The sequence below is a fragment of the Streptacidiphilus pinicola genome, assembly GCF_003258295.1.
In the GTDB taxonomy this organism is placed as follows: domain Bacteria; phylum Actinomycetota; class Actinomycetes; order Streptomycetales; family Streptomycetaceae; genus Streptacidiphilus; species Streptacidiphilus pinicola.
Window position 1 is genome coordinate 11,544 of record NZ_QKYN01000098.1, and the last position, 22,532, is coordinate 34,075.

Here is a 22,532-nt window from a genome sequence, read left to right on the forward strand (position 1 = left end):
AGACTCACGAAGTGGAGCGAGACGTATGTGCGGAATCGTGGCCTACATCGGCGGCAAGGACGCGGCCCCCATCCTGCTGGAGGGTCTGGCCCGGCTCGAGTACCGGGGCTACGACTCCGCGGGCGTGGCCGTCACCGGCAAGACCGGCGGCCTCAAGCTGGTGAAGAAGAAGGGCCGGGTGGCCGACCTGGCGTCCGCCGTTCCCGCCCGCTTCAAGGGCAGCGTCGGCATCGGCCACACCCGCTGGGCCACCCACGGCGAGCCGAGCGACGCCAACTCCCACCCGCACCTGGACGGCGCGGAGCGCTTCGCCGTCGTGCACAACGGCATCATCGAGAACGCCGAGGAGCTGCGCGCCAAGCTGGAGAACGAGGGTGTCGTCTTCGCCTCCGAGACCGACACCGAGGTGCTGGCCCACCTGATCGCCGCCCAGGCCAAGGAGACCGACACGCTGGAGGACGCCGTCCGCGCCGCGCTCGCCCGCGTCGTCGGCACCTACGGCATCGCCGTGCTGGACGCCGAGCGCCCGGACCGGATCGTCGTCGCCCGCAACGGCAGCCCGATCGTGCTGGGCATCGGCGAGAAGGAGATGTTCGCCGCGTCGGATGTCGCCGCGCTGGTCCGCTACACGCGCCAGGTCGTCCACCTCGACGACGGCGAGCTGGCGACGGTGCGCGCCGACGGCTTCAGCACCTTCACCGAGGACGCCCGGGCGACGGCCAAGCAGCCGTCCACCGTGGACTGGGAGGAGGCGTCCTACGACACCGCCGGCCACGCCCACTTCCTGATCAAGGAGATCTCCGAGCAGCCGTCCGCCGTCGAGCGCACCCTCTCCGGCCGCGTCGACGAGCGCTTCGCGACCGCGCACCTGGGCGGCCTCAACCTCGACGCCCGCGAGGCCCGCGCGTTCCGCCGCGTCAAGATCCTTGGCTGCGGCTCGGCCTACTACAGCGGCGAGCTCGGCGCCCAGCTGATCGAGGAGCTGGCGCGGATCCCCGCCCACGCCGAGCCCGCCTCGGAGTTCCGCTACCGCAACCCGGTGATCGAGGCCGACACCCTCTACATCGCGGTCAGCCAGTCCGGCGAGACCTACGACACGCTTGCCGCGGTCCAGGAGATCAAGCGCAAGGGCGGCCGTGTCCTCGGCGTCGTCAACACCGTCGGCAGCGCGATCGCCCGCGAGTGCGACGGCGGCGTCTACCTGCACGCCGGCCCGGAGATCTCGGTGGCGTCCACCAAGGCCTTCACCTCGACGGCGGTCGCGTTCGCGCTGATCGCCCTGCACTTCGGGCGCGTCCACGACCTCTCCCCGGCGGACGGCCGCCGCATCTGCGCCGGCCTGAAGGCGCTGCCCGGCCAGATCCGCGAGATCCTCGCGAAGGAGGAGGAGATCGCGAAGCTGGCGGCCCAGTACGCGCAGAACGCCGGAATGATGTTCGTCGGCCGCGTACGCGGCTGGCCGGTGGCGCGCGAGGGCGCGCAGAAGCTGAAGGAGGTCTCCTACGTCCACGCGGAGGCCTACCCCGCGAGCGAGCTGAAGCACGGCCCGCTGGCCCTGATCGGCCCCGAGCTCCCCACCGTCGCCGTCGTCCCCGACGACGAGCTGGTGGAGAAGAACCTCACCACGATGGGCGAGATCCGCGCGCGCCACGGCCGGGTCCTGATGGTCGGTCACACCGCGCCGGACCCCAAGTACGCGGAGGACTGCATCCTGATCCCCAAGAACGAGCCGGAGCTGGACCCGATCCTGCTCGGCATCCCGCTCCAGCTGCTCGCGTACCACGCGGCGGTGGCGCTCGAGCGGGACGTCGACAAGCCGCGCAACCTGGCGAAGTCCGTCACGGTGGAGTGACGCGCTACGGCGTGATGAGGGCGGGCGTCGGAGACAGGTGCGCGGTGATCACCAGCGTGCCCTCCTCGACCTGGTAGTCCAACGGGACGCCGAGCCGGCGGAGCGTCGCGATCATGCCCGTGTTCGACGCCGTCGTCACCGCGTAGACCTCGTCGACGCCCGCCGAGCGCGCGAGCTCGGTGAGGCGTTGGACGAGGGCGCCGCCGATGCCGTGGTGCTGCCAGGCGTCCTCGACCAGGACCGCGATCTCGGCGGCGTCGTCGTCCCACAGCAGGTGGGCGAGGGCGACGAGCGAGCCGTCCTCGGCCTCGACCGCGAGGGTCTGGCCGTGGCGGGGGTCGAGCAGGTGGGTGAGGTAGCGGTCGGCGTCGCCGAGGGGGCCGTGGTAGCGGCGGCGCAGCGTCGCCGCGCTGCAGCGGGCGTGCATCGCGACGGCGGCGGCCCGGTCGCCGGGCTCGGCGCGGCGGACCGCGATCTCGCGCATCGCGTGCGAGGGCCGCAGGCCGCTGACGCGCAGCGTGTCGCGCTCCTCGGGGACGCGCGGGCCGAGCTGCGCGTCGAGCTCCACCAGGGCGCGGGCACGCGCGAACTCGGTGGGCGTGAACGGCGGCTGAGCGCGCGTCAGTTCGATGACGCCTCCGGCGGGGTCGCGCAGACGCATGACCGCTCCGTCCAGCTCGTCCTCGTCGAGCTGCTCGCCGGGCAGCGAGCGGATCCGGCAGCGGCCGAACAACTGCCGTAGGGCCAGGGAGAGTTCGGCGGCGTCGTGAGCGGTGCGGGTGGCCATGGTGAGCACCCGTGTCGGGATGTCGACCAGGTCGTGGGCGTCGGCGCGCTCCAGCCAGACCTCGGAGCCCCCGGCGGCCACCAGGGCCCGGCTCAGCTCCTGCGGCGCGAGCAGCGGGGAGGCGCGCACGACGAACTCGTCGACCGTCTCCTCGGCCAGCGGGTGCGCCTGCATGGAGACGATGTTGACCGGGATGTCGGCCAGCCCGCGGCACAGCGCGGCGAGGCTTCCGGGCGAGTCGGCGACGGTGACGCGGACCCGCCACAGCGCGACCTCCTCCGGGGGCGTCGTCGCCGTCGGAGTCCCGGAGGCCGAGGTGATCGCCCCTGGTGGGGCGTGTGTATGACGGTGTGTCCACCAGCTGTGCCACACCGCCGTGGCGCCGAGCGCGAGCGCGGAGGCGAGCAGCAGCACGGGTCCGTCGTGGCCGTGCACCACGACGTTCGCCACCAGATCGGCCACGGCCACGGCGCTGAAGACGGCGGAGAGTTCGACTGTGTCGCGGCGCCAGCGGTGGCGGGCGGAGGGGAGGGCGTGCTGAGAATGAGAGCGCTTCATGCCCTTATGGTGCCGAAGCTGTGTTTCGTGATCACGAACCGATCATGACCGCGAAGTAAAGCTTGGATTTGAAACGGAATGTCCTAGTTCGCTGCGAGCGGTTCTCGAGCGCGCAGCTGCCCGGGGCCAAGCTGCCCTGGTGGATGTCGGGGGAGCCTGATGTAATAGGTCTATGACGCATTCATCTCTTACATCTTCCGTCGTCGCGGACTGGGTCTCCGGGTGGGTCGTCTCGCGGGGCGCGTCCGAGCCGGCGAGCCGGCCGTGGGGTTGGACGATCGATGTGGGCCAGCCGGCGCAGGTGGCCCGGCATGTCGTGGTCGACGCCGACCGGGCGCGGGTGGAGGAGGCGGCCGCTCGGGCGCAGGGGGAGGGGTGGTGGCTCAAGGTGTTCCTGCCCGAGGCCGCTGAGGCACCCGAGAGCCTCGCCGGGGAGTGGCTCGGGCCACGGTGGGCGTTCGACTCGGCCGCGTACCTGATGACGGCCGAGCTCGGGCCCACCGAGCCGGGCGTGCCCCCGGCCGGCTACGAGCTGCGCACCTGGACGCGCGGCGGTGTGGTGCGTGCGCTGGTCGCCGCCCCGGACGGTTCGCTCGCCGCGCGTGGCCAGGCGGGTCTGGCCGGCGAGGTCGCCGTGCCGGACCAGATCCTCACGGTGCCGGGTCACCAGCGCCGCGGCCTCGGCTCGGTCGTGATGCGAGCCCTGCAGCGCGAGGCGTACGCCGCCGGCGCCACCCGCGCCGTCCTCGGCGCGACGACGGAGGGCCGGGCGCTCTACGAGTCGCTGGGCTGGCGCAGTCGGACGGCCTTCGCGAGCGCCTACCGTGTCGGCGCCGCCGCCTGACGACGAGTTGGCGTTGTGCCGTTCCGTTCGTCGGATTGTGCCCGGGGCTCAACGGCGCAGGACGGTCTCCTCGTTGAGGCGGGACAGCTTCTCCGGGTTGCGCACGGCGAAGACGCCGGTGATCAGGCCCCGCTCGACGCGCAGCGCCAGCACCGTCTCCACCCGGCCCGCCAGGCGCAGCACCAGTGCCTGGTGGCCGTTGACCTGTGCGGCCAGCGGCGACACCGTGGCCGCGATGCGGGCCAGCACGGCAGCCACCTGCTCCGCCCCGACGACCGGTGCGAGCGCCGCCCGTGCGACCCCGCCGCCGTCGGTCAGCAGCACCACGTCCGGGGCCAGCAGGTCCACCAGCGGCTGCAGCTCGCCGGTCTCCACCGCCCGCCGGAAGGCGTCCCAGGTGTGCCGCGTCTGCGCCGCCGAGACCTCCGCGCGCGGTCGGCGGGCCGCCACGTGCCCGCGGGCCCGGTGCGCGATCTGCCGGACCGCGGCCGGGCTCTTCTCGACGGCCTCCGCGATCTCCTCGTACCCGAGGTCGAAGACCTCGCGCAGCACGAACACGGCCCGCTCGGTCGGCGTCAGGGTCTCCAGCACCAGCAGCATCGCCATCGAGACGCTGTCCGCGAGCTCCACGTCCTCGGCCACGTCCGGCGCGGTCAGCAGCGGTTCGGGCAGCCACGGGCCGACGTAGGACTCGCGGCGGCGGGCCAGCGTCCGCAGCCGGGTGAGCGCCTGGCGGGTGCTGATGCGCACCAGGTACGCGCGCTGGTCCCGCACTTCCGCGTGGTCGACGCCGGACCACTTCAGCCAGGTCTCCTGCAGCACGTCCTCGGCGTCGGCGGCCGAGCCGAGCAGCTCGTAGGCGACGGTGAACAGCAGGCTGCGGTGGGCGAGGAACACCTCGGTGGCCGTGTCCGTGTCCGTGCTCTGTGCGCTCATCCCCGACTCCCGTCTCTTCGTTCGCGTCCACCCACCAGACGCGCGACGCGGTCGGAATGTGACATCCGGCGCGGCTGTCACAGGATCGCGGCCGCCGGCGTCCTGTGTCCGTCCGACGTGAGAACGCAGACCGAACCGAGGGGATGCACCCATGGAACCGCGATTCAACCTGTTCGACAGCCCGACCGCCGCGAAGGTCGCCAAGCGCTTCTACCACGCCTCACTCGCCGTCCAGCAGTCGCCGCTGCCGAGGGAGCTGCAGGAACTGGTGTCGCTGCGCGCCAGCCAGATCAACGGCTGCGGCTTCTGTGCCGACGTGCACACCAAGGAGGCGGCGGCCGCGGGCGGGAGCCGGGCCAAGCTCGACCTGGTCGCCGCCTGGCGGCACAGCAGTGTGTTCACCGAGGCCGAGCGCGCCGCGCTGGCGCTCGCCGAGGAGGGCACCCGGATCGCCGACGCCGCGCCGGGCGTCTCGGACGGGACCTGGGCGGCGGCGCGCAAGCACTACGACGACGACCAGCTCGGCGCGCTCGTCTGCCTGATCGCGATGATCAACGCGTCCAACCGGATGGGCGTGATCGTCAACAGCCTCGGCGGCTCCTACCAGCCCGGCGCGTTCACCGCACTGGACTGATCAGGCCTGCGCCTCGCCCGGGTACGGCTCCAGGGCGGGGCGCTTCGCGGGCCGGTGGTCGCCGCTGGAGCGGCCGGTGAGCCGGCGTCCGATCCACGGGAGCACGTGGACGCGCACCCAGCGCAGGTCGGCCTGGAGCTTGGTGAGGCGGGGGACCGCTGCCGCCGGCGGCAGCGGCTCGCGCCAGTCGAAGGACGCGGGGTGGCCGAGGGCCTGCAACACGCCCTCGGCGACCCGGCGGTGACCCTCGGCGGAGAAGTGCAGCCGGTCCTCGGCCCACATCCGCGCGTCGTCGAAGGCCGGCACGTGGAAGAGGTCGACCACGACGATGTTCTCGTGCCGGGCCGCGAAGTCGCGCACGAAACCCTGCAGGCGCAGGATCTGCGGCATGATCCGCGCGCTGCCGCGCATCCGGCGGCTCGGGTCGACGCTGTAGAACATCACGACCTGCCGCGCCTCGGCCGCGACCCGCTCCGCGAGCGCGCCCAGGGTGCGCTCGACGTGGTCGATGTCGCAGCCGGGCCGCATCACGTCGTTGAGCCCGCCGGCCAGCGTCACCAGCTCGGCGCCCAGCGCGACGGCGGCGTCGCCCTGCTCGTCGGCGATCTGCCCGATCAGTTTGCCGCGCACCGCGAGGTTGGCGTACCGGAACGGGCCGTCGGCGTCCGCCGCCAGCCGCTCGGCGACCCGGTCGGCCCACCCGCGGTAGTGGCCGTCGGGCAGGACGTCGTCACACATGCCCTCGGTGAAGGAGTCGCCGAGCGCGACCATGCTGCGGAAACGGGGCGGCAGATTCATAGTGCAACGATTCTAGGCACGCCCCTTCCGCGCCTACGCGCGAGGTCTCACTCCGTGCGCAGGGCCGTGGCGGTCCGGGCACGGGCCGCCCAGCTCGCCGGGGCGAGCGCGCCGAGCGTGGCCAGGAGCAGGCCGCCGACCAGCAGGCCGGCCACCAGGGGCGCGTGGAAGACGTCGAGGTCGACGCCGGGGACCTCGGTGCCGGCCGCGCCCGCCATCGCGGGGAGCACGGTGCGCTGGAGCAGGATGCCGAGGGGGACGCCGACCGTGCCCGCCAGCAGCCCGGTGAGCGTGACGGAGGCCAGCACCATCCCGACCGTCTGCCGCGGCTTCAGGCCCAGCGCCTTGAGCACGCCCAGGTCGTGGACCCGTTCGCGGGTGTCCAGCAGCACCGTGTTGAGCACGCCGAGGCCCGCGACGACGACCAGCATCAGCGTGAGGATGGTGGCCAGGGTGTCCATCGAGATCACGACCAGGTTGATGTGCGGCGGGTTCGGCATCGCCGTGAGCCCGTAGGGCGCGAGCGCGTGGTTGAGGCTGTCGCTGTACGCGACCGGATCCGTGCCGGGCCTGAGGTCGATGCTGAAGAACCGGCTGTCGGGCACCAGCGGCAGGGCCAGCGGGTCGAGCGAACCCGCGTCCGTCAGCAGCTCGTTGTGGAGCGACAGCACCTCGCCGACGATCTTCACCGGTGCGCCGTGGCCGCCCGAGGTGAGTGTCACGGTGTCGCCGACGTGGGCGCCGTAGGCGGTCAGGAACGCCAGCGGCACGTCGGCCTCGCCGGGGCCGGTGAACCAGCGGCCGGAGACCAGCTGCATCGCGGCCCAGGCCGAGTCGCCCTGGTAGGTCACGATCTGGGTCTGCCCCGTCTTCCCGGCGACGCCGGCATGGGCGAAGGACATCTCGGCCGAGCCCGCCGTGCCGGGTTGCGCGGCGATCGCGCGGCCCGCCGCGTCCAGGTCCGCCATCGTGACCAGGCGCGGTTTGGTACTGCTCCCGGGTGCGGGGAACGGCATCACCTGCACCGAGCCCGGCATCTGCTGGCTCAGGCCCTGCTCCACCTGGTTGAGCGACAGGGCGAGGCCGATGCCGAAGGTGACGCCGATGGTGCCGAGCACGACGGCCGCCACCGTGGTGACCGAACGGGCAGGACGCCCGAACGGCAGGGCGAGCCCGAGGGTGAGCCAGCGGGGGAGCGGCAGCCGGGAGGCGAAACCGTGTGCACTGCGGCCGAACCGTCCGGCCTGTTCGGTGCGGCCCACGGCCAGCGCCTCGATCGTGCGCAGCCGACCGGCCCGCCGGGCGGGGATCAGCGCCGCACCGGCCACGGCCGCCAGGGTCACCAGCGGCACGACCAGGTCCAGCCAGAACGGGACGCCCAGCGTGACGCTGTGCAGCGCCTTGTCGGCGACGCCCATGATCGGGATCGAGAGCAGGTTCCCGAGCAGCACGCCCCCGACCGCGCCGACCCCGGCGGGGATCAGCGCCTGCCCGAGGTAGGCGCGCACCACCTGGGAGGGGGTGAAGCCCAGGGACTTGAGGATGCCGATCCGGCGCCGCCCCGCGGTCACCGCGCCGCTCACCACCACGCCGATGACCAGCAGCGACATGAGCAGCCCCAGCACCCCGAAGGCCACCAGGAACGGCACGAAGGTCGCCGAGTTGCGATTGGCGTCCACCTCGACGTCGAGGTAGGAGGTGGAGCTCAGCACGGCCCCGGCCGGGAGAGCCGAGGCGATCGCGGCGTGGTCGGCCTCGACCTCCGTCCGGGTGCCCGCGTGGGCGAAGCGGTAGAGCATCTGCCGGTCGGGGACGGCGCCCGACGGGGTCAGCGCGGGGATCTCCTGTGGCGCGACCCAGCCGTCCGCGGTCGCGGTCACGGACGCGGCCAGACCCACGACGGTCAGCGTCGGGTGCCCCGGCGCGTTCGGGACGACCATCTTGTCGCCCACGGCCAGCGGCGAGTCGCCGTCCGGCAGCACGATCTCGCCGGGGCCGTCGACCCAGCGGCCCACGGTGACCCGCAGGTCGTCCAGCGGGCCGTCGATCGGACGCCCGACGACGGTCATCGCGCCCAGCGGGTCGCCCGCGGGCATGAAGTGGTTGCCCGCGGCGACGCGCGGGTGCAGCGTCAGTGTCGCGTACGGGCCGGCGGTCTGCGTCACGCCCGTGGCGTGCGCGGTGGCGGTGAGCTGCCCGGCGTCCACGGTCGCGCCCGAGAAGTCCGCGGACAGGTGCGCGCCGTGCTGCGCGTCGAAGGCGCGCTGGTACGGGCCCTGCGAGTCGAGCAGCAGCCCGCCGGCCAGGACGGACGCGGTGACGGCGGTCATCGTCGTCAGCGTCATCACCAGGGTCTGCACGCGCTTCCTGCCGACGCCGGCCCGCACGATCCGGCTCAGGGGGCCCTTGCGTCCGCCCTTGTCCTGACGACTCACCGGGCCACCGCCACCGGGGAGTTGCGGACGTCGCGGGCCAGCCGGCCGTCGACCAGCTCGATGATCCGGGTGGCGCACTGCGCGGCCAGCGCCGTGTCGTGGGTGACCAGCACCAGCGTGCGGCCCTCGGCGACCAGGGCACCCAGCAGTTCGCGCACCTCGGCGGCGGAGGCGCTGTCCAGCGCGCCGGTCGGCTCGTCGGCCAGCAGCAGCGGCGGGTTGTTCATCAGGGCGCGCGCCACGGCGACGCGCTGGCGCTGACCTCCGGAGAGCGCGCCGGGGTAGGCGCGGGCGTGGCGGGCGATCCCGAGCCGCGTCAGCAGCCCGTTCGCGCGCTCGCGGGCCTCGGCGCGGGAGACGCCCGCCAACTGGGCGGGGATCAGCACGTTGTCCTCGACGGTCAGGTCGTCGAGCAGGTTGAAGAACTGGAAGACCATGCCGATCTGCTCGCGCCGGTAGCCGGCCAGGCCCGCCTCGCCGAGCTCGTGCACGGCGGTTCCGGCCACTCGCACGGAGCCCCGGCTCGGCCGGTCCAGCCCGGCGATCAGGTTCAGCAGCGTGGACTTGCCGCTGCCGGACGGTCCCAGTACGGCGAGCGCCTCGCCGGGCGCGACCTCCAGGGAGAAGTCGGCGAGGGCGGGACGGGCTTCTGACGCGTCGTAGGTCTTGCTGACGTCGCGGATCTCGATGATCGGCGCGGACACGGGTCCTCCGGGGCAGACGGTTTTCGTTGACGGGAACCGAACCTACGAATCAGCACGTCAGGGGCGACATACGGTTGGACGGTGGGTGCGGGGTGTATCCAGGTACACCCCGTCTCCGGTGTCCAGGCCCAACGACGGGCGGGTCGGTGCGTGGGCAGACTGAGCGGCGATCATCACCGAATCGTGGAGAGCGACCATGAACCCAACTCCGGGCTCCGAGCGCGGCCGTGCCGTCGCCGTACCCCTTGTCGTTCCCGCCGACACGCCCGGGGGGTGGCTCGCCCGCTCGCTGCTGGCTCCGTTCCGGCTCACCTACCTGCTGGCGCTCACCTTCGCCGGGCTGGTGGCGCTGGCCGGCGGGCCGCTGCTGTTGGCACACCACCTGATGGACCGGACGCACAACTCGCCCAGCGACCACCTGCACGTCTACTTCGGGCTGCTGGTCACGATGGTGCCCTGTTTGGTGTGGGGCCTCTCCTGGGCCAGCGGCGGACGCGGCCGGGCGGCTGGAGCGGTGCTCACGCTGCCCGGCCTGATGTCCCTCGCATCCGCGTTGCTTTATCACGGTGACACCCCGGGCGGGAACCACGGGCTGGTGCTCTTCGCGCCGTTCATGGTCGTGGTCGGCGTGTTCGGCGCCCGCTGGGTCGCTTCCGAGCAGCGGCGCGTCGTCGGGCGCTGGTCCGGGACCCCGGTCCGCGACCCCTACCGTCGGCTGCCGGACTCCGGGTCGCAGCCCCGGTGGGTTCGCTCCCGCGCCGCGGCGCTGGGCTGGGTGACGGACCCGGCGCTGTGGCGGGACGTCGCCTGGGCGCTGGTCAGCGGCGTCGTCATGGTGCTCGGCCTCGGCCTGCTGGTGCTCTCCCCATGGCTGTTCGACCAGCTCGGCCCGAACGGCGAGTTCGCCAAGCCGGCGGTCCTCTACGGCCTGGCCCTGATGATGTCCCCGGCCCTGGTCCTCTGGGGCGCGCCCGTCGTCCTCGACCTGCACGCGCGCGCCGCCCACGCGCTGCTCGGGCCCTCCCGGCAGGGGGAACTGGTCGCCCGGGTGCAGCACCTGTCGGAGACGCGCGCCGAGACCATCGACCACAACGCCGCCGAACTGCGCCGCATCGAGCGCGACCTGCACGACGGCGCGCAGGCCCGGCTGGTCGCCCTGGGCATGGCCCTCAACGCCGCCGAGCAGCTCTTCGAGACCGACCCGGGCGCGGCCCGCGCGCTGGTGACGGAGGCCAAGGTCACCTCGGCGAAGGCGCTGGTCGAACTGCGGGACCTGGTCCGTGGCATCCACCCGCCGGTGCTGGCCGACCGCGGGCTGGTCGACGCGGTCCAGGCGTTGGCCCTGGACCTGCCGCTGCAGGTCCAGGTGAGCGGCGAGCTGGACGCCCGCCCGCCGCAGGCGGTGGAGTCGGCGGCCTACTTCGCGGTCAACGAGCTGCTGGCCAACACCGTCAAGCACGCCCAGGCCCGGCGCGCCTGGATCGAGATCGGCCATACTGACGCTGGACCAAATGAAAACGTGCTGCGGATCGTCGTCGCCGACGACGGGCGCGGCGAGGCCGACCCGACCCGGGGGAGCGGGCTGCGCGGCATCGAGCGCAGGCTGGCCTCCTTCGACGGGGTCCTGGCCGTCAGCAGCCCGGTCGGCGGTCCCACCATCGCGAGTCTGGAGATCCCTTGCGCGTCGCCATCGCCGAAGACCTCTTCCTCCTCCGCGACGGCCTGACCCGCCTGTTGCAGGCGCACGGCATTGAGGTCACGGCGGCGGTGGAGAGCGGCGAGGAACTGCTGCAGGCGCTGCGCGCGGACCGTCCGGACGTCGCGGTGGTCGACGTCCGGCTGCCGCCCAGCTTCACCGACGAAGGGTTGCGAGCCGCGCTGACCGCCCGTCAGGAGCTCCCCGGTCTCCCGGTGCTGGTGCTCTCCCAGTACGTCGAGCAGCTCTACGCCCGGGAGTTGCTGGCCGACGGCAGCGGCGGAGTCGGCTACCTGCTCAAGGACCGGGTCCTGGACGGCACCCAGTTCATCGACGCGGTGCACCGGGTGGCCGCCGGCGGCACGGCCATGGACCCGGAGGTGATCGGCCGGCTGCTCACCCACAACGCCGCCGCCGGTCCCGTCGCCACGCTCACCCCGCGCGAGCGCGAGGTGCTGGCCCTGATGGCGGAAGGCCGCTCGAACGCCGCGATCGCGCAGCAACTGGTCATCACCGAACGGGCGGTGGCCAAGCACACCGCCTCGATCTTCGTCCGGCTGGACCTGCAGCCCTCCGACGACGACAACCGCCGCGTGCTGGCGGTGCTGGCCTTCCTGAACCAGGACGCCTGAGCCGTTCCTGAGTCAGCCCGTGGTTGACGGACGGTCAGGCGCCCTCGACCGTCGAGGTGACCGGCGTGCCCAGCTCCACCGTGCGGCTGACGGTGCACAGCCGGTCGTGGGAGGTCTTCACGGCGCGCGGCAGGATGGTGCGGGCCCGGTCCCCGGCCTCGCCCTCGGGGAAGGTGACGTGGAAGGTGACGGCCAGGTTCGTCATGTGCTGGCCGTCCTCGTCGCTGACCTTGTCACCCTGGACGGAGACGGCGAACTCCACCGGCTCCGCGTGCCGGCTGGTCGCCACGTCGGCGTCGATCGCCGTGCAGCCGCCGATCGCGGCCAGGAGCAGCTCCACGGGGGTGAAGTCGGCGTCGCCCGTCGAGCCGAAGGTGATGCTGCCGCCGCGGACATTGGTTGCGGTGTACCGGCCCGTGCCGGTGCGCTCGATCCGGACGGAACGCAGGGTGTCGTCGCTCATGGACCCGACACTATGCCACCGGGCGGATGTCCCGGTGCTGCGCCGCGAGCGCGACGTACCACTCGGAGTTCAGCTTGAGGTGCGCCCGCTCCTCGTCCGTGAGCTCGCGGCGCACCTTGGCCGGCACGCCCGCGACCAGCGAGCCCGGCGGCACCTGCATGCCCTGCGGCACGAGCGCGTTCGCCGCCACCAGCGAGCCCGCGCCGATGGTCGCGCCGTTCAGGACGGTGGCGCCCATGCCGATCAGGCAGTCGTCCTCGACCGTGCAGCCGTGCAGCACGGCGTTGTGCCCGACCGAGACCCGCGCGCCGACCTGGACCGGGAAGCCGAAGTCCGCGTGCGCGGAGCAGTTGTCCTGGACGTTGCTGTCGGGGCCGATGCTGATCGACTCGCAGTCGCCGCGCAGCACCGCCCCGTACCAGACGCTCGCGCCGGCGGCCAGCTTCACGTCGCCCAGCACGGTGGCGTTGACGGCGACGAACGCCGTGTCGCTGACCTCGGGCGTCCGTCCGGCGACGGCTGCGACGAGAGGGGCGGGGATCAGCGGTGCGGGGGACTGGGTCATGAGGGCTCCCTTACGGACGGGCGATGGCGCGCGGTCGTGCCTGCCCGATCCTGCCCCATGTCGCACCACGATTCCCGGCCGCCCCCTGCTTAGGCTCGCGGTATGACTCTTCCTGCCGCGATCAGCGTCGTCACGCTCGGCGTCACCGACCTGGAGCGCAGCGTCGCCTTCTACCAGGCGCTCGGCTGGCCGATGTCCTCCACCTCGCAGCCCGGCACCATCGCCTGGTTCCGGACGGCCGGGGCCACGCTGGGCCTCTTCCCGACCGAGGCGCTGGCCGCCGACGCGGGCGTGCCCGAGGGCGGGGAGCCGGTGTTCCGCGAGGTCACCCTGGCCGTCAACCTGGGCAGCCGGGAGGAGGTCGACGCCGCCATGGCCCTCGCCCTGGAGGCGGGCGCGGACCTGGTCAAGGCGCCGGTGACCGCCGAATGGGGCGGCTACAGCGGCTACTTCGCCGACCCGGACGGCCACCTGTGGGAGCTCGTGCACGCTCCCGGCTTCACGCTCACGGGCGACGGGCGCGTCGAGATGCCGGCCTGAGGGCCGACACTGGCGGTATGGGCCTTCTCTCCCGTCAGGCTGAGCTGCATCGCTACCGTTTCTCCACCCGTTGGGAGCTTCCCGCCGCGTACCAGCGGGTCTTCGAGGTGCTGGCCGACCCGCTGGTCTACCCGCGGTGGTGGCCGCAGATCCTCGAGGTCCAGCAGTTGACGGACGACAGCGGGCGGATGCGGTTCCGCTCGCTGCTCCCGTACGAGCTCCAGGTCACCGCGTTCGCCGCGCGCCACGACCCCGACGCCGGGGTGCTGGAGGCTCGGCTCACCGGCGACCTCGCCGGGGTCACCCGCTGGACGGTCAGCCGGGACGGCGGCGGCCGGACCGTCGCCGTCTTCGACGAGGACGTCGAGGTGCACAAGCCGCTGATGCGGCTCCTCGCCCTGCCCGGAAGACCGGCATTTCGGGCGAATCACGCCTGGATGATGCGCGCCGGCCGCGCCGGACTGGCCCGCCACCTGGGGCTCCGCCATTGGTCTTGACCAATGGCACGGCTGCCCCTATGGTCGCCATATCGCAACGTCCTTTAATAAATAAGGGATCGTAATCACGCCCCTGTCAGCAGGGCGGCGCACACAGGCGGAGGCCAGGGTGGGGACCACAGCGACCGAGGCGGTACCGGAGCCGAAGTACTGGCAACTGCGCACGGTTCTGGTCCGCACCATCGACCAGGAGTTCAGCACCGGCGAGGTGCTCCCCAACGAGCGCGACCTCGCCGCCCGCTTCGGCGTCGCCCGCGCGACCCTGCGTCAGGCCCTCGACCAGCTCGAACTCGAGGGCCGCCTGGTCCGTCGCCGCGGTATCGGCACGCTGATCGCCGCGCCGCGCATGGGCATTCCCGTCGCGGAGGCCTCCAGCCGCGACACCTGGCGCATCGTCGACTGCGGCCTGGGCCCCGCCCCCGCTGCGGTCGCCGCGACGCTCGGGCTCGACGCGACGGACGAGGTCCACACCGTCCGCCGGGTCCGCATGATGGCCGGTCAGGCCGTGGGCACCGAGACGCTGTTCGTCCCCGTCCGGGTCATGCCGCACGTCCCCGGCTTCCTCGCGGAGTCCAGCCGGGCGCGCGCCGTGCTCAAGCAGTTCCAGGCCCTGCCGATCGAGGGCGAGTCCCGCGCGGTCGAGCTCGGCGTCGCCGAGGAGGAGCAGGCCCGCCTGCTGGAGCGCCCGCCGGGCATCCCCGTCCTGGTGCTCACCGCCCGCTACGCCGGTGAGTCCGGCACGCTGGCCGTCGCCACCTCCACCTACCGCGCCGACACCTGCAAGCTGACCTTCGGCGACACGGGCGTGGAGGTCCGCGCCGCGTCCTGACCGCCGGTGCCGCCCTCCCCGGGCCAGGCCACGTCGTCGACCGCCAGCCACGGCTCGCGGGCCACGGCCGTGGGAGTGGTCCCGGCGAAGGCCGCCACGTCGCGGTGCAGGTGGGACTGGTCGGCGTAGCCGCCCTCGGCCGCGACGCGGGCCGCGACCTCACCTGCGACCAGGCGGTGGACCGCCCGGTCGAAGCGGACGAGCTGCGCGGCGCGCTTCGGCGGCAGCCCCACCTGTGCCCGGAACCGCGACCACAGCCGCTTGCGGCTCCAGCCCACCTCGTCCGCCAGCGTCTCGACGCGCAGCCGCCCGCCGCCCACGAGGATCCGTCGCCACGCCCACGCGACCTCCGGGTCGACCAACACCCGTTCCGCGCACCTGCGTTCGAGCAGCGTCTCGGCCAGCGCGAAGCGCTCCGCCCAGGACGAGGTCTCGGCCAGCCGCTCGCGGATCCGCGCCGTCTCCCGGCCCCACACGTCCTCCAGCGCCACGACGCCGTCCAACTCGACCGCGGGCACGCCCAGCACCGCGCCGGCGAGCAACGGCGAGAGGCGGACCTGCACGCACTCCACGCCCGCGCCGCGCACCCACACCGAGCCGCCGAACCCCAACCCCGGCCCGGCGACGACACTGCCGCGCAGCTCATGCCCTGCCGCATCGGTCACGACGGGAGAGCCCGGGCCGAAGTCCAGCGCCAGCATCACCGACGGATGCGGGATCACCCGTTGCCCGACCGACGCCGCCCCGCCGTCGCGGAAGCCCGCCAGCACCACCCCGGGCAGCCCGGTGGGTCGCGCCGGGCTCACCACGTCCCATACGGGTTTCATCCTTCGATGCTACGGACACGGGGCAGGCGGCGGACAGGGCGGAACATTTGTCCAAGACGCCGTCCGGGCACGCGCGGGACCGTGGGCGCATGACGACCACAGAGGACCTGCTGCTCCCCTGCGCGGGAGGGGACATCCACGTCCGTCAGGACGGCCCGCGCGACGCCCCGGCGCTCGCTCTCGTCCACGGGCTCGGCGGCTCGACGCGCTGGTGGGACGCTGTCGTGCCGGACCTGGCCGCGCGTCACCGCGTCGTCCGGATCGACCTGCTCGGGCACGGCCGCTCCGCCCGGCCCGACGGCCCCGGCTACGGGCTCGTGGAGCACGGGCGCCGCGTCGGCGAGGTGCTGGACCGGCTCGGCGTGGCGCGCGTCGCCGGGATCGGCCACTCCACCGGCGGGCTGGTGCTGACTTCCCTCGCCGAGGAACGTCCGGGCCTCGTCGGCGCGTTGGCGCTCATCGACACCGGTCCGGCGCTGGACGCCTTCGTCTCGAACGGACTCGCCGGACGGCTCGTGCTGGCCCCGGGCATCGGCGCGCTGGTGTGGCGACTCCGCACCGACGGCCTGATCCGCAAGGCGCTCAGCACCGCGTTCAGCCGCCCCGGCTATGCGATCCCGCAGGAGATCGTCGACGACCTGCGGGGCATGACCCTGCACGGGACCGTCGCGACCTCGCTCGGCGCGGAGGCGTACCTGAGGCAGCGCCCGGCCCCTGCCCGGCTGACCGCTCTCGGCCTGCCGCTATTGGTCCTGTACGGCGCGGAGGACCGCCGTTGGCAGCCGGCCCGCTTCGCCGACTACGCGGCGGTGCCCGGGGCCACGGTGGACCCGATGCCGGGCCTCGGTCACTCGCCGATGCTGGAGGACCCGGAGCGCACCCTGACGCGCCTGCTCGCCTTCCTCACGGAACACGCCTCACCACAGGGCTGAGGGGCCGGTCAGGTCACTGCTCGACCGAGAAGAGCTGCTTCTCCGCGTGGTCGAAGGCCAGCTTGACCGCGCCGATCGCGATCGCGGCGTCGCCCAGCGCGGCGAGCTGGACCTCCGGCGGGCGCAGGCACAGGCGGCTCAGCTGGCGGCGCAGGGGTTCCACGACGCCGTCGAGGCCGCTCGCCCAGCCGCCGATCACGACGATCTGCGGGTCCATGGCCAGCACCAGCGCCGCGACGTCGCGCACCAGCCGCGCGACGAAACGGTCGCGGACGTCCATCGCCACGTGGTCGCCCTGCTGGGCGAGGCTGAGGACCCGGGCCACCGCCGCCTCGTCGAGCGGATCGCGAAGCTTGCTCTCCGTCGTGGAGAGCAGCTGCGAGGGCTCGTCCTCCTGACCGAGCAGGTGAAGGCTGCCGATCTCGCCCGCCGCGCCGCCGAAGCCGCGGTGCAGGCGGCCGTCGATCAGGGAGCCCGCGCCGGGGCTCAGGCCGGCGAGGACGAAGACCACGTCGCCCTTGCCGACGGCCGCGCCCTTCCAGTGCTCGCCGATCGCGGCCAGGTTGGCGTCGTTCTCGACCAGCACCGGGCAGCGGAACGAGCGGCGCAGCCGGTTGGCGAGGTCGAGGCCGGTCCACCCCGGCAGCGCCGTACCGAGCTTGACGACGCCCTCGGCGTCCACGACGCCGGGTGTGCCGACACCGACGGCCCACAGCGACTCACGGGAGATCCCGCCGGTCCGCAGCAGCTCCGCGACGGTCGCCCGGACCAGGGAGAGCCGCTCGTCCGCCCCGGTCGTCTCGTCGATCGGACGCCCGTAGGCGCCCAGCGTGCGACCCCGCAGGTCGGAGACGATCGCGCGGGCGCCGTGGGTGCCGATCTCGATACCGAGCAGGTGTCCGGCCTCGGCCCGGAAGCGGAAGTGGCGCGCCGGACGGCCGCGTTGCCGCACGCCCTCCTCGGCCGGCTCGACCTCGGCGACCAGGCCCGACTCGATCAGGCCCTCGATCACGCCCTCGACGGTGGGCCGGGACAACCCTGTGCCGCCCACCAGCTGGGTGAGCGTCAGCACGGCTCCGTCGCGCAGCGCCCGCAGCGTCACCGCGGAGTTGATCCGCCGCAGCAGTGAGGAATCACCACCGGTGAGCTGCGCCACGCTCGGTCCTTCCGTGCTTCCCGGATCCGTCTCGACGTCCCTTTCGACGTATGGCGGATGGTAGCCGGGCGAATGAGCGCTCGGCGAGCGTCATCGCAGCTCAGTCGGGGCTTCGGTATCAAACGGCAACACTGGGGGAGGCGGTCAGAGCAGCGCGTACTGGCCCTCTGGGCCCTCCTCCAGGCGGTCGAGCACCGAGGCGGGACGCCGGGCGCTGTCCGGCGCGGGCAGTACGCCCGCTTCGCGCAGGTCCGCACGGGTGAACCAGGGCCCGCCGTCGGCGGCGAGCGCGCGCTGCCGCGGCGCGAGCTCGGCGAGCAGGGCCAGCGTGGTGGTCAGCTCGATCAGCTCCTTGGTGGCCCGCTGCGGCCACGCCGTCAGGCCCAGCGCGCCGAGGGTGCCGCTGGCGGCGCCGCGGAACGCGGTGCGGTCGGCGAACCACTCCCGCAGCGTCGGCTCCGCCGCCCAGGCCGACGCGGCCACCGGCGCGAGGCGGCCCTCGCCGAGAACCAGCGTCTCCTCCTCGGCGTCGTAGGCCAGCTCCTGCGGCTGCCGGTCCACGGGCAGGCGGATGAAGGTCCGTCGGCCGTCGGGAAGGCGCAGGCCGGGGTGGGCGAAGGTGTGCAGGTCCATGACGCGGCGCCCCAGCGCGACGCCCTCGGCCCAGACCGCGGCGGAGCGCGGCAGCGGCACGGCGTCGCGTGGCGCGTCGGCGTGCGCGCAGACCGCGGCGATCCACGCCGGCACGTCCTCGGGCGCGACAGCGGTCGCGTAGGCGCGTCGCAGGAAGCGCAGCAGACCGGGTGCGAGGTTCGGCTCGCGGCCGTCCGGCCGCCGGTGCAGCGGGAACACGCGCACCCGCGGGTCCACGGGCAGCTCCGCGGCGACGGTGAGCGGCGCGGGGGTCGGCTGGCCGTCAGGCTGCAGCAGCAGGTAGCGCTGCCGCGTGCTCTCGGCGCGCCAGAGCTCGGGGCGCGCCTGGTCCAGCAACCTCCGGTCGGCAAGCATCCAGGCGCGGTCCAGCGGCCGGTGGCGGACCCGCACGAGCGGCGGCTGCACGCCGGGCACCCGGGACAGCCGCCAGGTGCTGGTCCGCCGACCGGGCAGCCCCGCCACGGCGGAGTCGGGCGTCCGCGCCCGCGTCGGCTCGAACAGCTCCGCCCGCTCGGCGGCGTCCGCGGTGGCCAGCCGCCGCCAACGCTCCTCCAGCACCTCAGGATCGGCGGCGACCACCCACGCCCGCCCGGCCCGTATCCCGCGCACGGCCCACGGCAGCAGGTCCCCGACGGACGCCGGCGTCTGGTCCCCTCCCGTATCGGCCACGGGAACATGCTAGGCGCAGCGCTGTCGGGCCCGACGGAGCCTCCGGTGTCTTGCCTGGTGGAATTCGACGTGCGGGGCGGGGTCCCGCTGCTTGGGTTTGGCTCATGGGAGAACTGCGCGTACGCACCGCCGAGGCGGCCGATGTCCTGGCCGTGCTCGACTTCTGGAAGGTCGCCGCCGAGGGGACGAGCATCAGCGACGACCCGGCCGGTGTCACCCGGCTGATCGAACGGGACGGGGAGGCGCTGATCCTCGCCGAGCGCGGGGGAGAGCTCGTGGGCACGGTCATCGCGGGCTGGGACGGCTGGCGCGCCAGCCTCTACCGGCTCGCCGTCCACCCCGACCACCGCCGGCAGGGCATCTCGCGCGCGCTGCTGGACGCCGCACACGCGCGCTTCCTGGCCGCTGGCGGCCGTCGCGCCGACGCGATGGTCCTCGTCGAGAACGAGACGGGCCAGGCCGCGTGGGCCTCGGCGGGATACGGCCGCGAGGAGCACTGGCGCCGCTGGGTCCGGCCGCTCGCCTGACGGACCGTAGGGGTCGATTGTCAGTGCGGGGGCGTACGGTCGAGAGCATGGAGGCTCAACTTCCGGACCCATCGCCCTCCCTGACCGAGCTGCGGGCCGTCGGCGGGGCGCTGCTGGCGCGCCTGGCCGAGCTGCGGGAGCGCGACGTGGCGGTCCCGGACGAGCTCTGGCGGGCGGCACGGCGCTTCGAGCCGCTGCTCGACGGCGTCGATCCGGAGCGGGAGGAGGCCGACGACCTCTGGGAGTTGGCCCTCTCGCTCCCGGGCCTGCTGGCCCGTGCGGAGCCGCCCGCGGCCGAGGACGTGCCGCGGGCTGGCGACGCCCCGGAGGGCGCTGATTGCGGGCGTGAGACCGCGTCCGCCGATGTCCCACGGCCGGCCGGCCTTCCGCTGGTGGCCGTGCCGGCGCCCCGGTTATTCGTGGGCGATGGCGTCGAGCACGTCGAGGCGCGAGGCACGTAGTGCCGGGCCGAGCGCGGCCAGGAGGCCCACCACCGCGGCGCCGACGACGACCGCGATGATCGTGGCCCACGGAACGGCCAGCGACTGCAGGCCCTTGGCTGCCAGCAGCCGCTGCGCCGCCAACCCCCAGCCCAGACCCAGCCCGAGGCCGAGCACGGCCCCGAAGAGCGCGATCACGACGGCCTCCAGCCGCACCATGCGCCGCAACTGCGCGCGCCCGAGCCCGATCGCGCGCAGCAGCCCGATCTCCCGGGTCCGTTCGATGACGGAGAGCGCGAGCGTGTTCACCACGCCCAGGATCGCGATGATGATGGCCAGTGCCAGCAGCCCGTAGATCAGGTTGAGCAGCAGGTCGATCTGGCCGCGGATCAGCTTCTTGTAGTCGGACTGGTCGCGCACCTGCACCTGCGGGTCCTTGGCCAGAGCCGTCGTCAGCGCGCTCTTGACCTGTGCCTTGCTCGCGCCCGGCGCGACGTTCACGAAGACGACGTCGTCCAGCGCGCCCGGCACGTACTGACGCAGCGTCGTGGACGCGACGACCGGCTCGTCGCCGAGCCCGCCTGGGTTGGTGTCGGTCACGTCGATCCCGCCGACCGTCAGCGTGCCCACGCGGCCGCTCTGGAAGAGGATCGTGACCGGGCTGCCGAGGTGGAGGCCGTGCGCGTCGGCGTAGTTGGAGCCGATCAGGGCGTGGCCGGGCGCGGTGCCTGCGGCCACGCTGCCGGAGCGCATCTGGATCCGCACCACCTTGTCGAGCCCCGGGCCGGTGCCCACCACGACCGTTCGCTTCTGCGTGCCGTCGGCCGCGACGAGCGCGCCGCGCGTGCCCTGCCCCCGTACGACGAGGCCCACGCCGGGAGTGGCCTGGACGGCGTCGCCGACCTCGTTCGGGAACGGCAGACCGGTGCTGTTCTGCACGATCAGGTCCGCGCCGATGGTCTTGTCGATCTGGGCGTCGAAGGACGCGGCGATCGAGGAGCCGACCACGGAGAGGGAGGCGACCAGCGCCAGCCCGATCATCAGCGCGGAGGCCGTCGCGCTGGTGCGGCGCGGGTTGCGCAGCGCGTTGCGCTGGCTGAGCGTGCCGACCGGCCCGAAGACGCGCGGGAACCAGCCGCCGATCGCCCGGATCACCGGGCGGGCCAGTAGCGGGCCGAGGACGATCAGCCCGACCAGGCTGAGCAGCACGCCGCCGCCGAGCAGGATCCCGGCCTGCCCCAGATTCCGGTCGGTGGCCGCCCCCACCAGCAGGCCCGCCGCCACGGCCAGCACGACCAGCCCCACGACGGCGCGGACCCGCAGCGGTGCGCCGCGCTCCGGGGTGTCCGCCTCGCGGAGCGCCGCCATCGGGGAGATCCGCGACGCGCGCCGGGCCGGCAGATAGGCGGAGACGGTGGTGACGAGGATCCCCACCGCGTAGGCGGCCACGATCGTCGGCCAGTGGACAGCCAGCTGACTGCCCTTCAGCACCATGCCGCCGCGCGCGATCAGCCTGATCAGCCCGAGCGCCAGACCCACGCCGAGGACCAGCCCCAGCGTCGAGCCGATCAGCCCCAGCAGGGCGGCCTCGACCAGCACGGACCGGTTCACCTGCTCCCGGCTCGCCCCGAGCGCCCGCATCAGCCCGAGCTCACGGGTGCGCTGCGCCACCAGCATCGAGAAGGTGTTGAGGATCAGCGACACCCCGACCAGCACCGCGATCCCCGCGAAGCCGAGCAGCGCGTCCTTGATCACGGAGAGGAACGTGCCGAGCGTCTGCGCCGCGTCCTTCGCGGTCTGCTCCGCCGTCTTCACGTCGTACGCGCTGCCGACGACGGGTGCGACCCGGTCGCGCAGCTGCTCGTGGGTGACCCCCTTCGCGGCGGTGAGGTCGATCGAGGTGAAGACGCCCTCGTGCCCGAGCAGCCGCCGCTGCGCCGTGCCGGTGTCCAGGAAGACCAGCGTCGCGCCCGGGTTGGTGGTGTTGAACGTCGCGATGCCGGACAGCGTCACCGGGAAGCCGCCCGTCGCCGCGATGACGTGCAGCGGCTGGCCGAGCGCGAGGTGGTGCTTCTTGACGGTGTCCGCGTCGACGACCACGTGTCCGTCGCCCGTGGGCGCGGTGCCGGAGGTGAGATCGACCGGTGAGTTCGGCCCTGGGTTCCAGTTGATCCCGATGGTCGGCGCGCCGCCGATCGCCCCGATGCTCTTGTTGTTCGCGTCCGTCAGCACGATCCCGGCCAGCGCGACCCGCCCGTTGACGGCGGCGGCGCCGGGCAGATGCGCGACCTGCGGGATGAGGGAGGCGGGGACGGTCGGGACGGTGCCGGAGAAGTTCTGGTCGTTGCGCCCCGCGACGTCGTTGTGGGCGGTGATGCTGACGTCCGCCGAGGTCGAGCGGAAGAGCCGGTCGAAGGTCGAGCCGATGGTGTCGGTGAACATCAGCGTCCCGGCGACGAAGGCCACGGACAGCAGCACCGCCAGCAGCGACAGGGCGAGCCTGCCCTTGTGGGCGAGGAAGCTGCGCAGTGTCGCCTTCAGCATCGCCGGACCCCTC

General features: G+C 73.5%; 22 protein-coding genes. 11 read left to right on the forward strand and 11 right to left on the reverse strand.

The window, feature by feature from the left end:
* Positions 1 to 25 precede the first annotated feature (25 nt).
* On the forward strand, positions 26 to 1,852 hold the full coding sequence (gene glmS / locus DN069_RS24680; RefSeq protein WP_111504388.1) for a glutamine--fructose-6-phosphate transaminase (isomerizing): 1,827 nt from the start codon (positions 26 to 28) through the stop codon (positions 1,850 to 1,852).
* A 4-nt stretch (positions 1,853 to 1,856) separates the two neighbouring features.
* Here the strand turns inward: glmS and DN069_RS24685 are convergent, their stop codons facing one another.
* A complete protein-coding gene (locus DN069_RS24685) occupies positions 1,857 to 3,197 on the reverse strand; it encodes a GNAT family N-acetyltransferase (RefSeq protein ID WP_111504390.1) in 1,341 nt (446 codons plus the stop codon).
* Between the two features lie 172 nt (positions 3,198 to 3,369).
* Here DN069_RS24685 and DN069_RS24690 point away from each other — a divergent pair, with 172 nt between their 5' ends.
* Entirely contained in the window at positions 3,370 to 4,041 is a 672-nt protein-coding gene (locus DN069_RS24690) for a GNAT family N-acetyltransferase (RefSeq protein WP_111504392.1), read from the forward strand.
* A 48-nt stretch (positions 4,042 to 4,089) separates the two neighbouring features.
* Here the strand turns inward: DN069_RS24690 and DN069_RS24695 are convergent, their stop codons facing one another.
* Complete coding sequence (locus DN069_RS24695) at positions 4,090 to 4,977, reverse strand: RNA polymerase sigma-70 factor (protein ID WP_111504394.1); 888 nt, start codon at positions 4,975 to 4,977, stop codon at positions 4,090 to 4,092.
* Positions 4,978 to 5,128: 151 nt separating this feature from the next.
* Here DN069_RS24695 and DN069_RS24700 point away from each other — a divergent pair, with 151 nt between their 5' ends.
* Positions 5,129 to 5,611 carry a carboxymuconolactone decarboxylase family protein gene (locus DN069_RS24700; RefSeq protein WP_111504396.1) on the forward strand — a complete coding sequence of 161 codons (483 nt, stop codon included), beginning with the start codon at positions 5,129 to 5,131 and terminating at the stop codon, positions 5,609 to 5,611.
* Here DN069_RS24700 and DN069_RS24705 read toward each other — a convergent pair whose 3' ends face one another.
* The 3 genes from DN069_RS24705 to DN069_RS24715 are packed head-to-tail and all read right to left on the reverse strand — an operon-like array spanning position 5,612 to position 9,548.
* Positions 5,612 to 6,409: an SGNH/GDSL hydrolase family protein gene (locus DN069_RS24705; protein WP_111504398.1), complete on the reverse strand. Its 798-nt coding sequence runs from the start codon at positions 6,407 to 6,409 to the stop codon at positions 5,612 to 5,614. It abuts the gene before it with no gap.
* A gap of 47 nt (positions 6,410 to 6,456) precedes the next feature.
* The gene (locus DN069_RS24710; protein ID WP_341538498.1) at positions 6,457 to 8,844 is read right to left on the reverse strand and encodes an FtsX-like permease family protein; all 2,388 of its coding nucleotides are present in this window, start codon (positions 8,842 to 8,844) and stop codon (positions 6,457 to 6,459) included.
* Complete coding sequence (locus DN069_RS24715; protein WP_207892254.1) at positions 8,841 to 9,548, reverse strand: ABC transporter ATP-binding protein; 708 nt, start codon at positions 9,546 to 9,548, stop codon at positions 8,841 to 8,843. Before DN069_RS24715 ends, DN069_RS24710 begins: the two co-directional genes overlap by 4 nt.
* 196 nt (positions 9,549 to 9,744) lie before the next feature.
* Between DN069_RS24715 and DN069_RS24720 the strand changes: the two genes are divergently transcribed.
* Both DN069_RS24720 and DN069_RS24725 read left to right on the forward strand, forming a co-directional pair.
* Complete coding sequence (locus DN069_RS24720; protein ID WP_111504400.1) at positions 9,745 to 11,274, forward strand: sensor histidine kinase; 1,530 nt, start codon at positions 9,745 to 9,747, stop codon at positions 11,272 to 11,274.
* Positions 11,226 to 11,876 carry a response regulator transcription factor gene (locus DN069_RS24725; protein ID WP_111504402.1) on the forward strand — a complete coding sequence of 217 codons (651 nt, stop codon included), beginning with the start codon at positions 11,226 to 11,228 and terminating at the stop codon, positions 11,874 to 11,876. The genes DN069_RS24720 and DN069_RS24725 overlap by 49 nt, the downstream gene beginning before the upstream one ends.
* A 34-nt stretch (positions 11,877 to 11,910) precedes the next feature.
* On the opposite strand, the gene DN069_RS24730 is transcribed toward DN069_RS24725, so the two are convergent.
* Together DN069_RS24730 and DN069_RS24735 are read right to left on the reverse strand one after the other, a co-directional pair.
* Positions 11,911 to 12,339 (reverse strand): OsmC family protein, encoded by a 429-nt coding sequence (locus DN069_RS24730; RefSeq protein ID WP_111504404.1) that lies wholly within the window; start codon positions 12,337 to 12,339, stop codon positions 11,911 to 11,913.
* 10 nt (positions 12,340 to 12,349) lie between these two features.
* On the reverse strand, positions 12,350 to 12,904 hold the full coding sequence (locus DN069_RS24735) for a gamma carbonic anhydrase family protein (protein ID WP_111504406.1): 555 nt from the start codon (positions 12,902 to 12,904) through the stop codon (positions 12,350 to 12,352).
* A gap of 102 nt (positions 12,905 to 13,006) precedes the next feature.
* Between DN069_RS24735 and DN069_RS24740 the strand changes: the two genes are divergently transcribed.
* From DN069_RS24740 to DN069_RS24750, 3 genes are all read left to right on the forward strand, one after another.
* Positions 13,007 to 13,444, forward strand: coding sequence for a VOC family protein (locus DN069_RS24740; protein ID WP_111504408.1), 438 nt, complete (start codon positions 13,007 to 13,009; stop codon positions 13,442 to 13,444).
* A gap of 17 nt (positions 13,445 to 13,461) precedes the next feature.
* Positions 13,462 to 13,941, forward strand: a complete 480-nt coding sequence (locus DN069_RS24745; RefSeq protein WP_111504410.1) for an SRPBCC family protein — start codon at positions 13,462 to 13,464, stop codon at positions 13,939 to 13,941.
* Positions 13,942 to 14,050: 109 nt separating this feature from the next.
* Positions 14,051 to 14,770, forward strand: coding sequence for a GntR family transcriptional regulator (locus tag DN069_RS24750; protein WP_111504412.1), 720 nt, complete (start codon positions 14,051 to 14,053; stop codon positions 14,768 to 14,770).
* Here DN069_RS24750 and DN069_RS24755 read toward each other — a convergent pair.
* Positions 14,704 to 15,597: a helix-turn-helix domain-containing protein gene (locus tag DN069_RS24755; RefSeq protein ID WP_111504414.1), complete on the reverse strand. Its 894-nt coding sequence runs from the start codon at positions 15,595 to 15,597 to the stop codon at positions 14,704 to 14,706. The two genes, DN069_RS24750 and DN069_RS24755, sit on opposite strands and share 67 nt — an antisense overlap.
* Positions 15,598 to 15,686: 89 nt before the next feature.
* Between DN069_RS24755 and DN069_RS24760 the strand changes: the two genes are divergently transcribed.
* On the forward strand, positions 15,687 to 16,529 hold the full coding sequence (locus DN069_RS24760; protein WP_111504416.1) for an alpha/beta fold hydrolase: 843 nt from the start codon (positions 15,687 to 15,689) through the stop codon (positions 16,527 to 16,529).
* 13 nt (positions 16,530 to 16,542) lie between these two features.
* Here DN069_RS24760 and DN069_RS24765 read toward each other — a convergent pair whose 3' ends face one another.
* Positions 16,543 to 17,685: an ROK family protein gene (locus tag DN069_RS24765; RefSeq protein WP_111504418.1), complete on the reverse strand. Its 1,143-nt coding sequence runs from the start codon at positions 17,683 to 17,685 to the stop codon at positions 16,543 to 16,545.
* A 144-nt stretch (positions 17,686 to 17,829) separates the two neighbouring features.
* Positions 17,830 to 19,008: a type ISP restriction/modification enzyme gene (locus DN069_RS24770; RefSeq protein WP_111504420.1), complete on the reverse strand. Its 1,179-nt coding sequence runs from the start codon at positions 19,006 to 19,008 to the stop codon at positions 17,830 to 17,832.
* Positions 19,009 to 19,112: 104 nt separating this feature from the next.
* On the opposite strand from DN069_RS24770, the gene DN069_RS24775 reads away from it, so the two are divergent.
* Entirely contained in the window at positions 19,113 to 19,535 is a 423-nt protein-coding gene (locus tag DN069_RS24775; RefSeq protein WP_111504422.1) for a GNAT family N-acetyltransferase, read from the forward strand.
* Positions 19,536 to 19,582: 47 nt separating this feature from the next.
* Entirely contained in the window at positions 19,583 to 19,996 is a 414-nt protein-coding gene (locus DN069_RS24780) for a hypothetical protein (protein WP_133260035.1), read from the forward strand.
* Here the strand turns inward: DN069_RS24780 and DN069_RS24785 are convergent.
* Positions 19,949 to 22,519, reverse strand: coding sequence for an ABC transporter permease (locus DN069_RS24785; protein ID WP_111504426.1), 2,571 nt, complete (start codon positions 22,517 to 22,519; stop codon positions 19,949 to 19,951). The two genes, DN069_RS24780 and DN069_RS24785, sit on opposite strands and share 48 nt — an antisense overlap.
* Between the last annotated feature and the right edge of the window lie 13 nt (positions 22,520 to 22,532).

What these genes read in the sequence shown, in the direction of transcription:
- DN069_RS24760 (WP_111504416.1), top strand. Translation starts at nt 15,687, where the DNA reads ATGACGACCACAGAGGACCTGCTGCTCCCCTGCGCGGGAGGGGACATC.
- DN069_RS24720 (WP_111504400.1), top strand. Translation starts at nt 9,745, where the DNA reads ATGAACCCAACTCCGGGCTCCGAGCGCGGCCGTGCCGTCGCCGTACCC.
- DN069_RS24755 (WP_111504414.1), bottom strand. Translation starts at nt 15,597, where the DNA reads ATGAAACCCGTATGGGACGTGGTGAGCCCGGCGCGACCCACCGGGCTG.
- DN069_RS24745 (WP_111504410.1), top strand. Translation starts at nt 13,462, where the DNA reads ATGGGCCTTCTCTCCCGTCAGGCTGAGCTGCATCGCTACCGTTTCTCC.
- DN069_RS24730 (WP_111504404.1), bottom strand. Translation starts at nt 12,339, where the DNA reads ATGAGCGACGACACCCTGCGTTCCGTCCGGATCGAGCGCACCGGCACG.
- DN069_RS24690 (WP_111504392.1), top strand. Translation starts at nt 3,370, where the DNA reads ATGACGCATTCATCTCTTACATCTTCCGTCGTCGCGGACTGGGTCTCC.
- DN069_RS24700 (WP_111504396.1), top strand. Translation starts at nt 5,129, where the DNA reads ATGGAACCGCGATTCAACCTGTTCGACAGCCCGACCGCCGCGAAGGTC.
- DN069_RS24685 (WP_111504390.1), bottom strand. Translation starts at nt 3,197, where the DNA reads ATGAAGCGCTCTCATTCTCAGCACGCCCTCCCCTCCGCCCGCCACCGC.
- DN069_RS24705 (WP_111504398.1), bottom strand. Translation starts at nt 6,409, where the DNA reads ATGAATCTGCCGCCCCGTTTCCGCAGCATGGTCGCGCTCGGCGACTCC.
- DN069_RS24775 (WP_111504422.1), top strand. Translation starts at nt 19,113, where the DNA reads ATGGGAGAACTGCGCGTACGCACCGCCGAGGCGGCCGATGTCCTGGCC.
- DN069_RS24735 (WP_111504406.1), bottom strand. Translation starts at nt 12,904, where the DNA reads ATGACCCAGTCCCCCGCACCGCTGATCCCCGCCCCTCTCGTCGCAGCC.
- DN069_RS24780 (WP_133260035.1), top strand. Translation starts at nt 19,583, where the DNA reads ATGGAGGCTCAACTTCCGGACCCATCGCCCTCCCTGACCGAGCTGCGG.
- glmS (WP_111504388.1), top strand. Translation starts at nt 26, where the DNA reads ATGTGCGGAATCGTGGCCTACATCGGCGGCAAGGACGCGGCCCCCATC.
- DN069_RS24785 (WP_111504426.1), bottom strand. Translation starts at nt 22,519, where the DNA reads ATGCTGAAGGCGACACTGCGCAGCTTCCTCGCCCACAAGGGCAGGCTC.
- DN069_RS24695 (WP_111504394.1), bottom strand. Translation starts at nt 4,977, where the DNA reads ATGAGCGCACAGAGCACGGACACGGACACGGCCACCGAGGTGTTCCTC.
- DN069_RS24740 (WP_111504408.1), top strand. Translation starts at nt 13,007, where the DNA reads ATGACTCTTCCTGCCGCGATCAGCGTCGTCACGCTCGGCGTCACCGAC.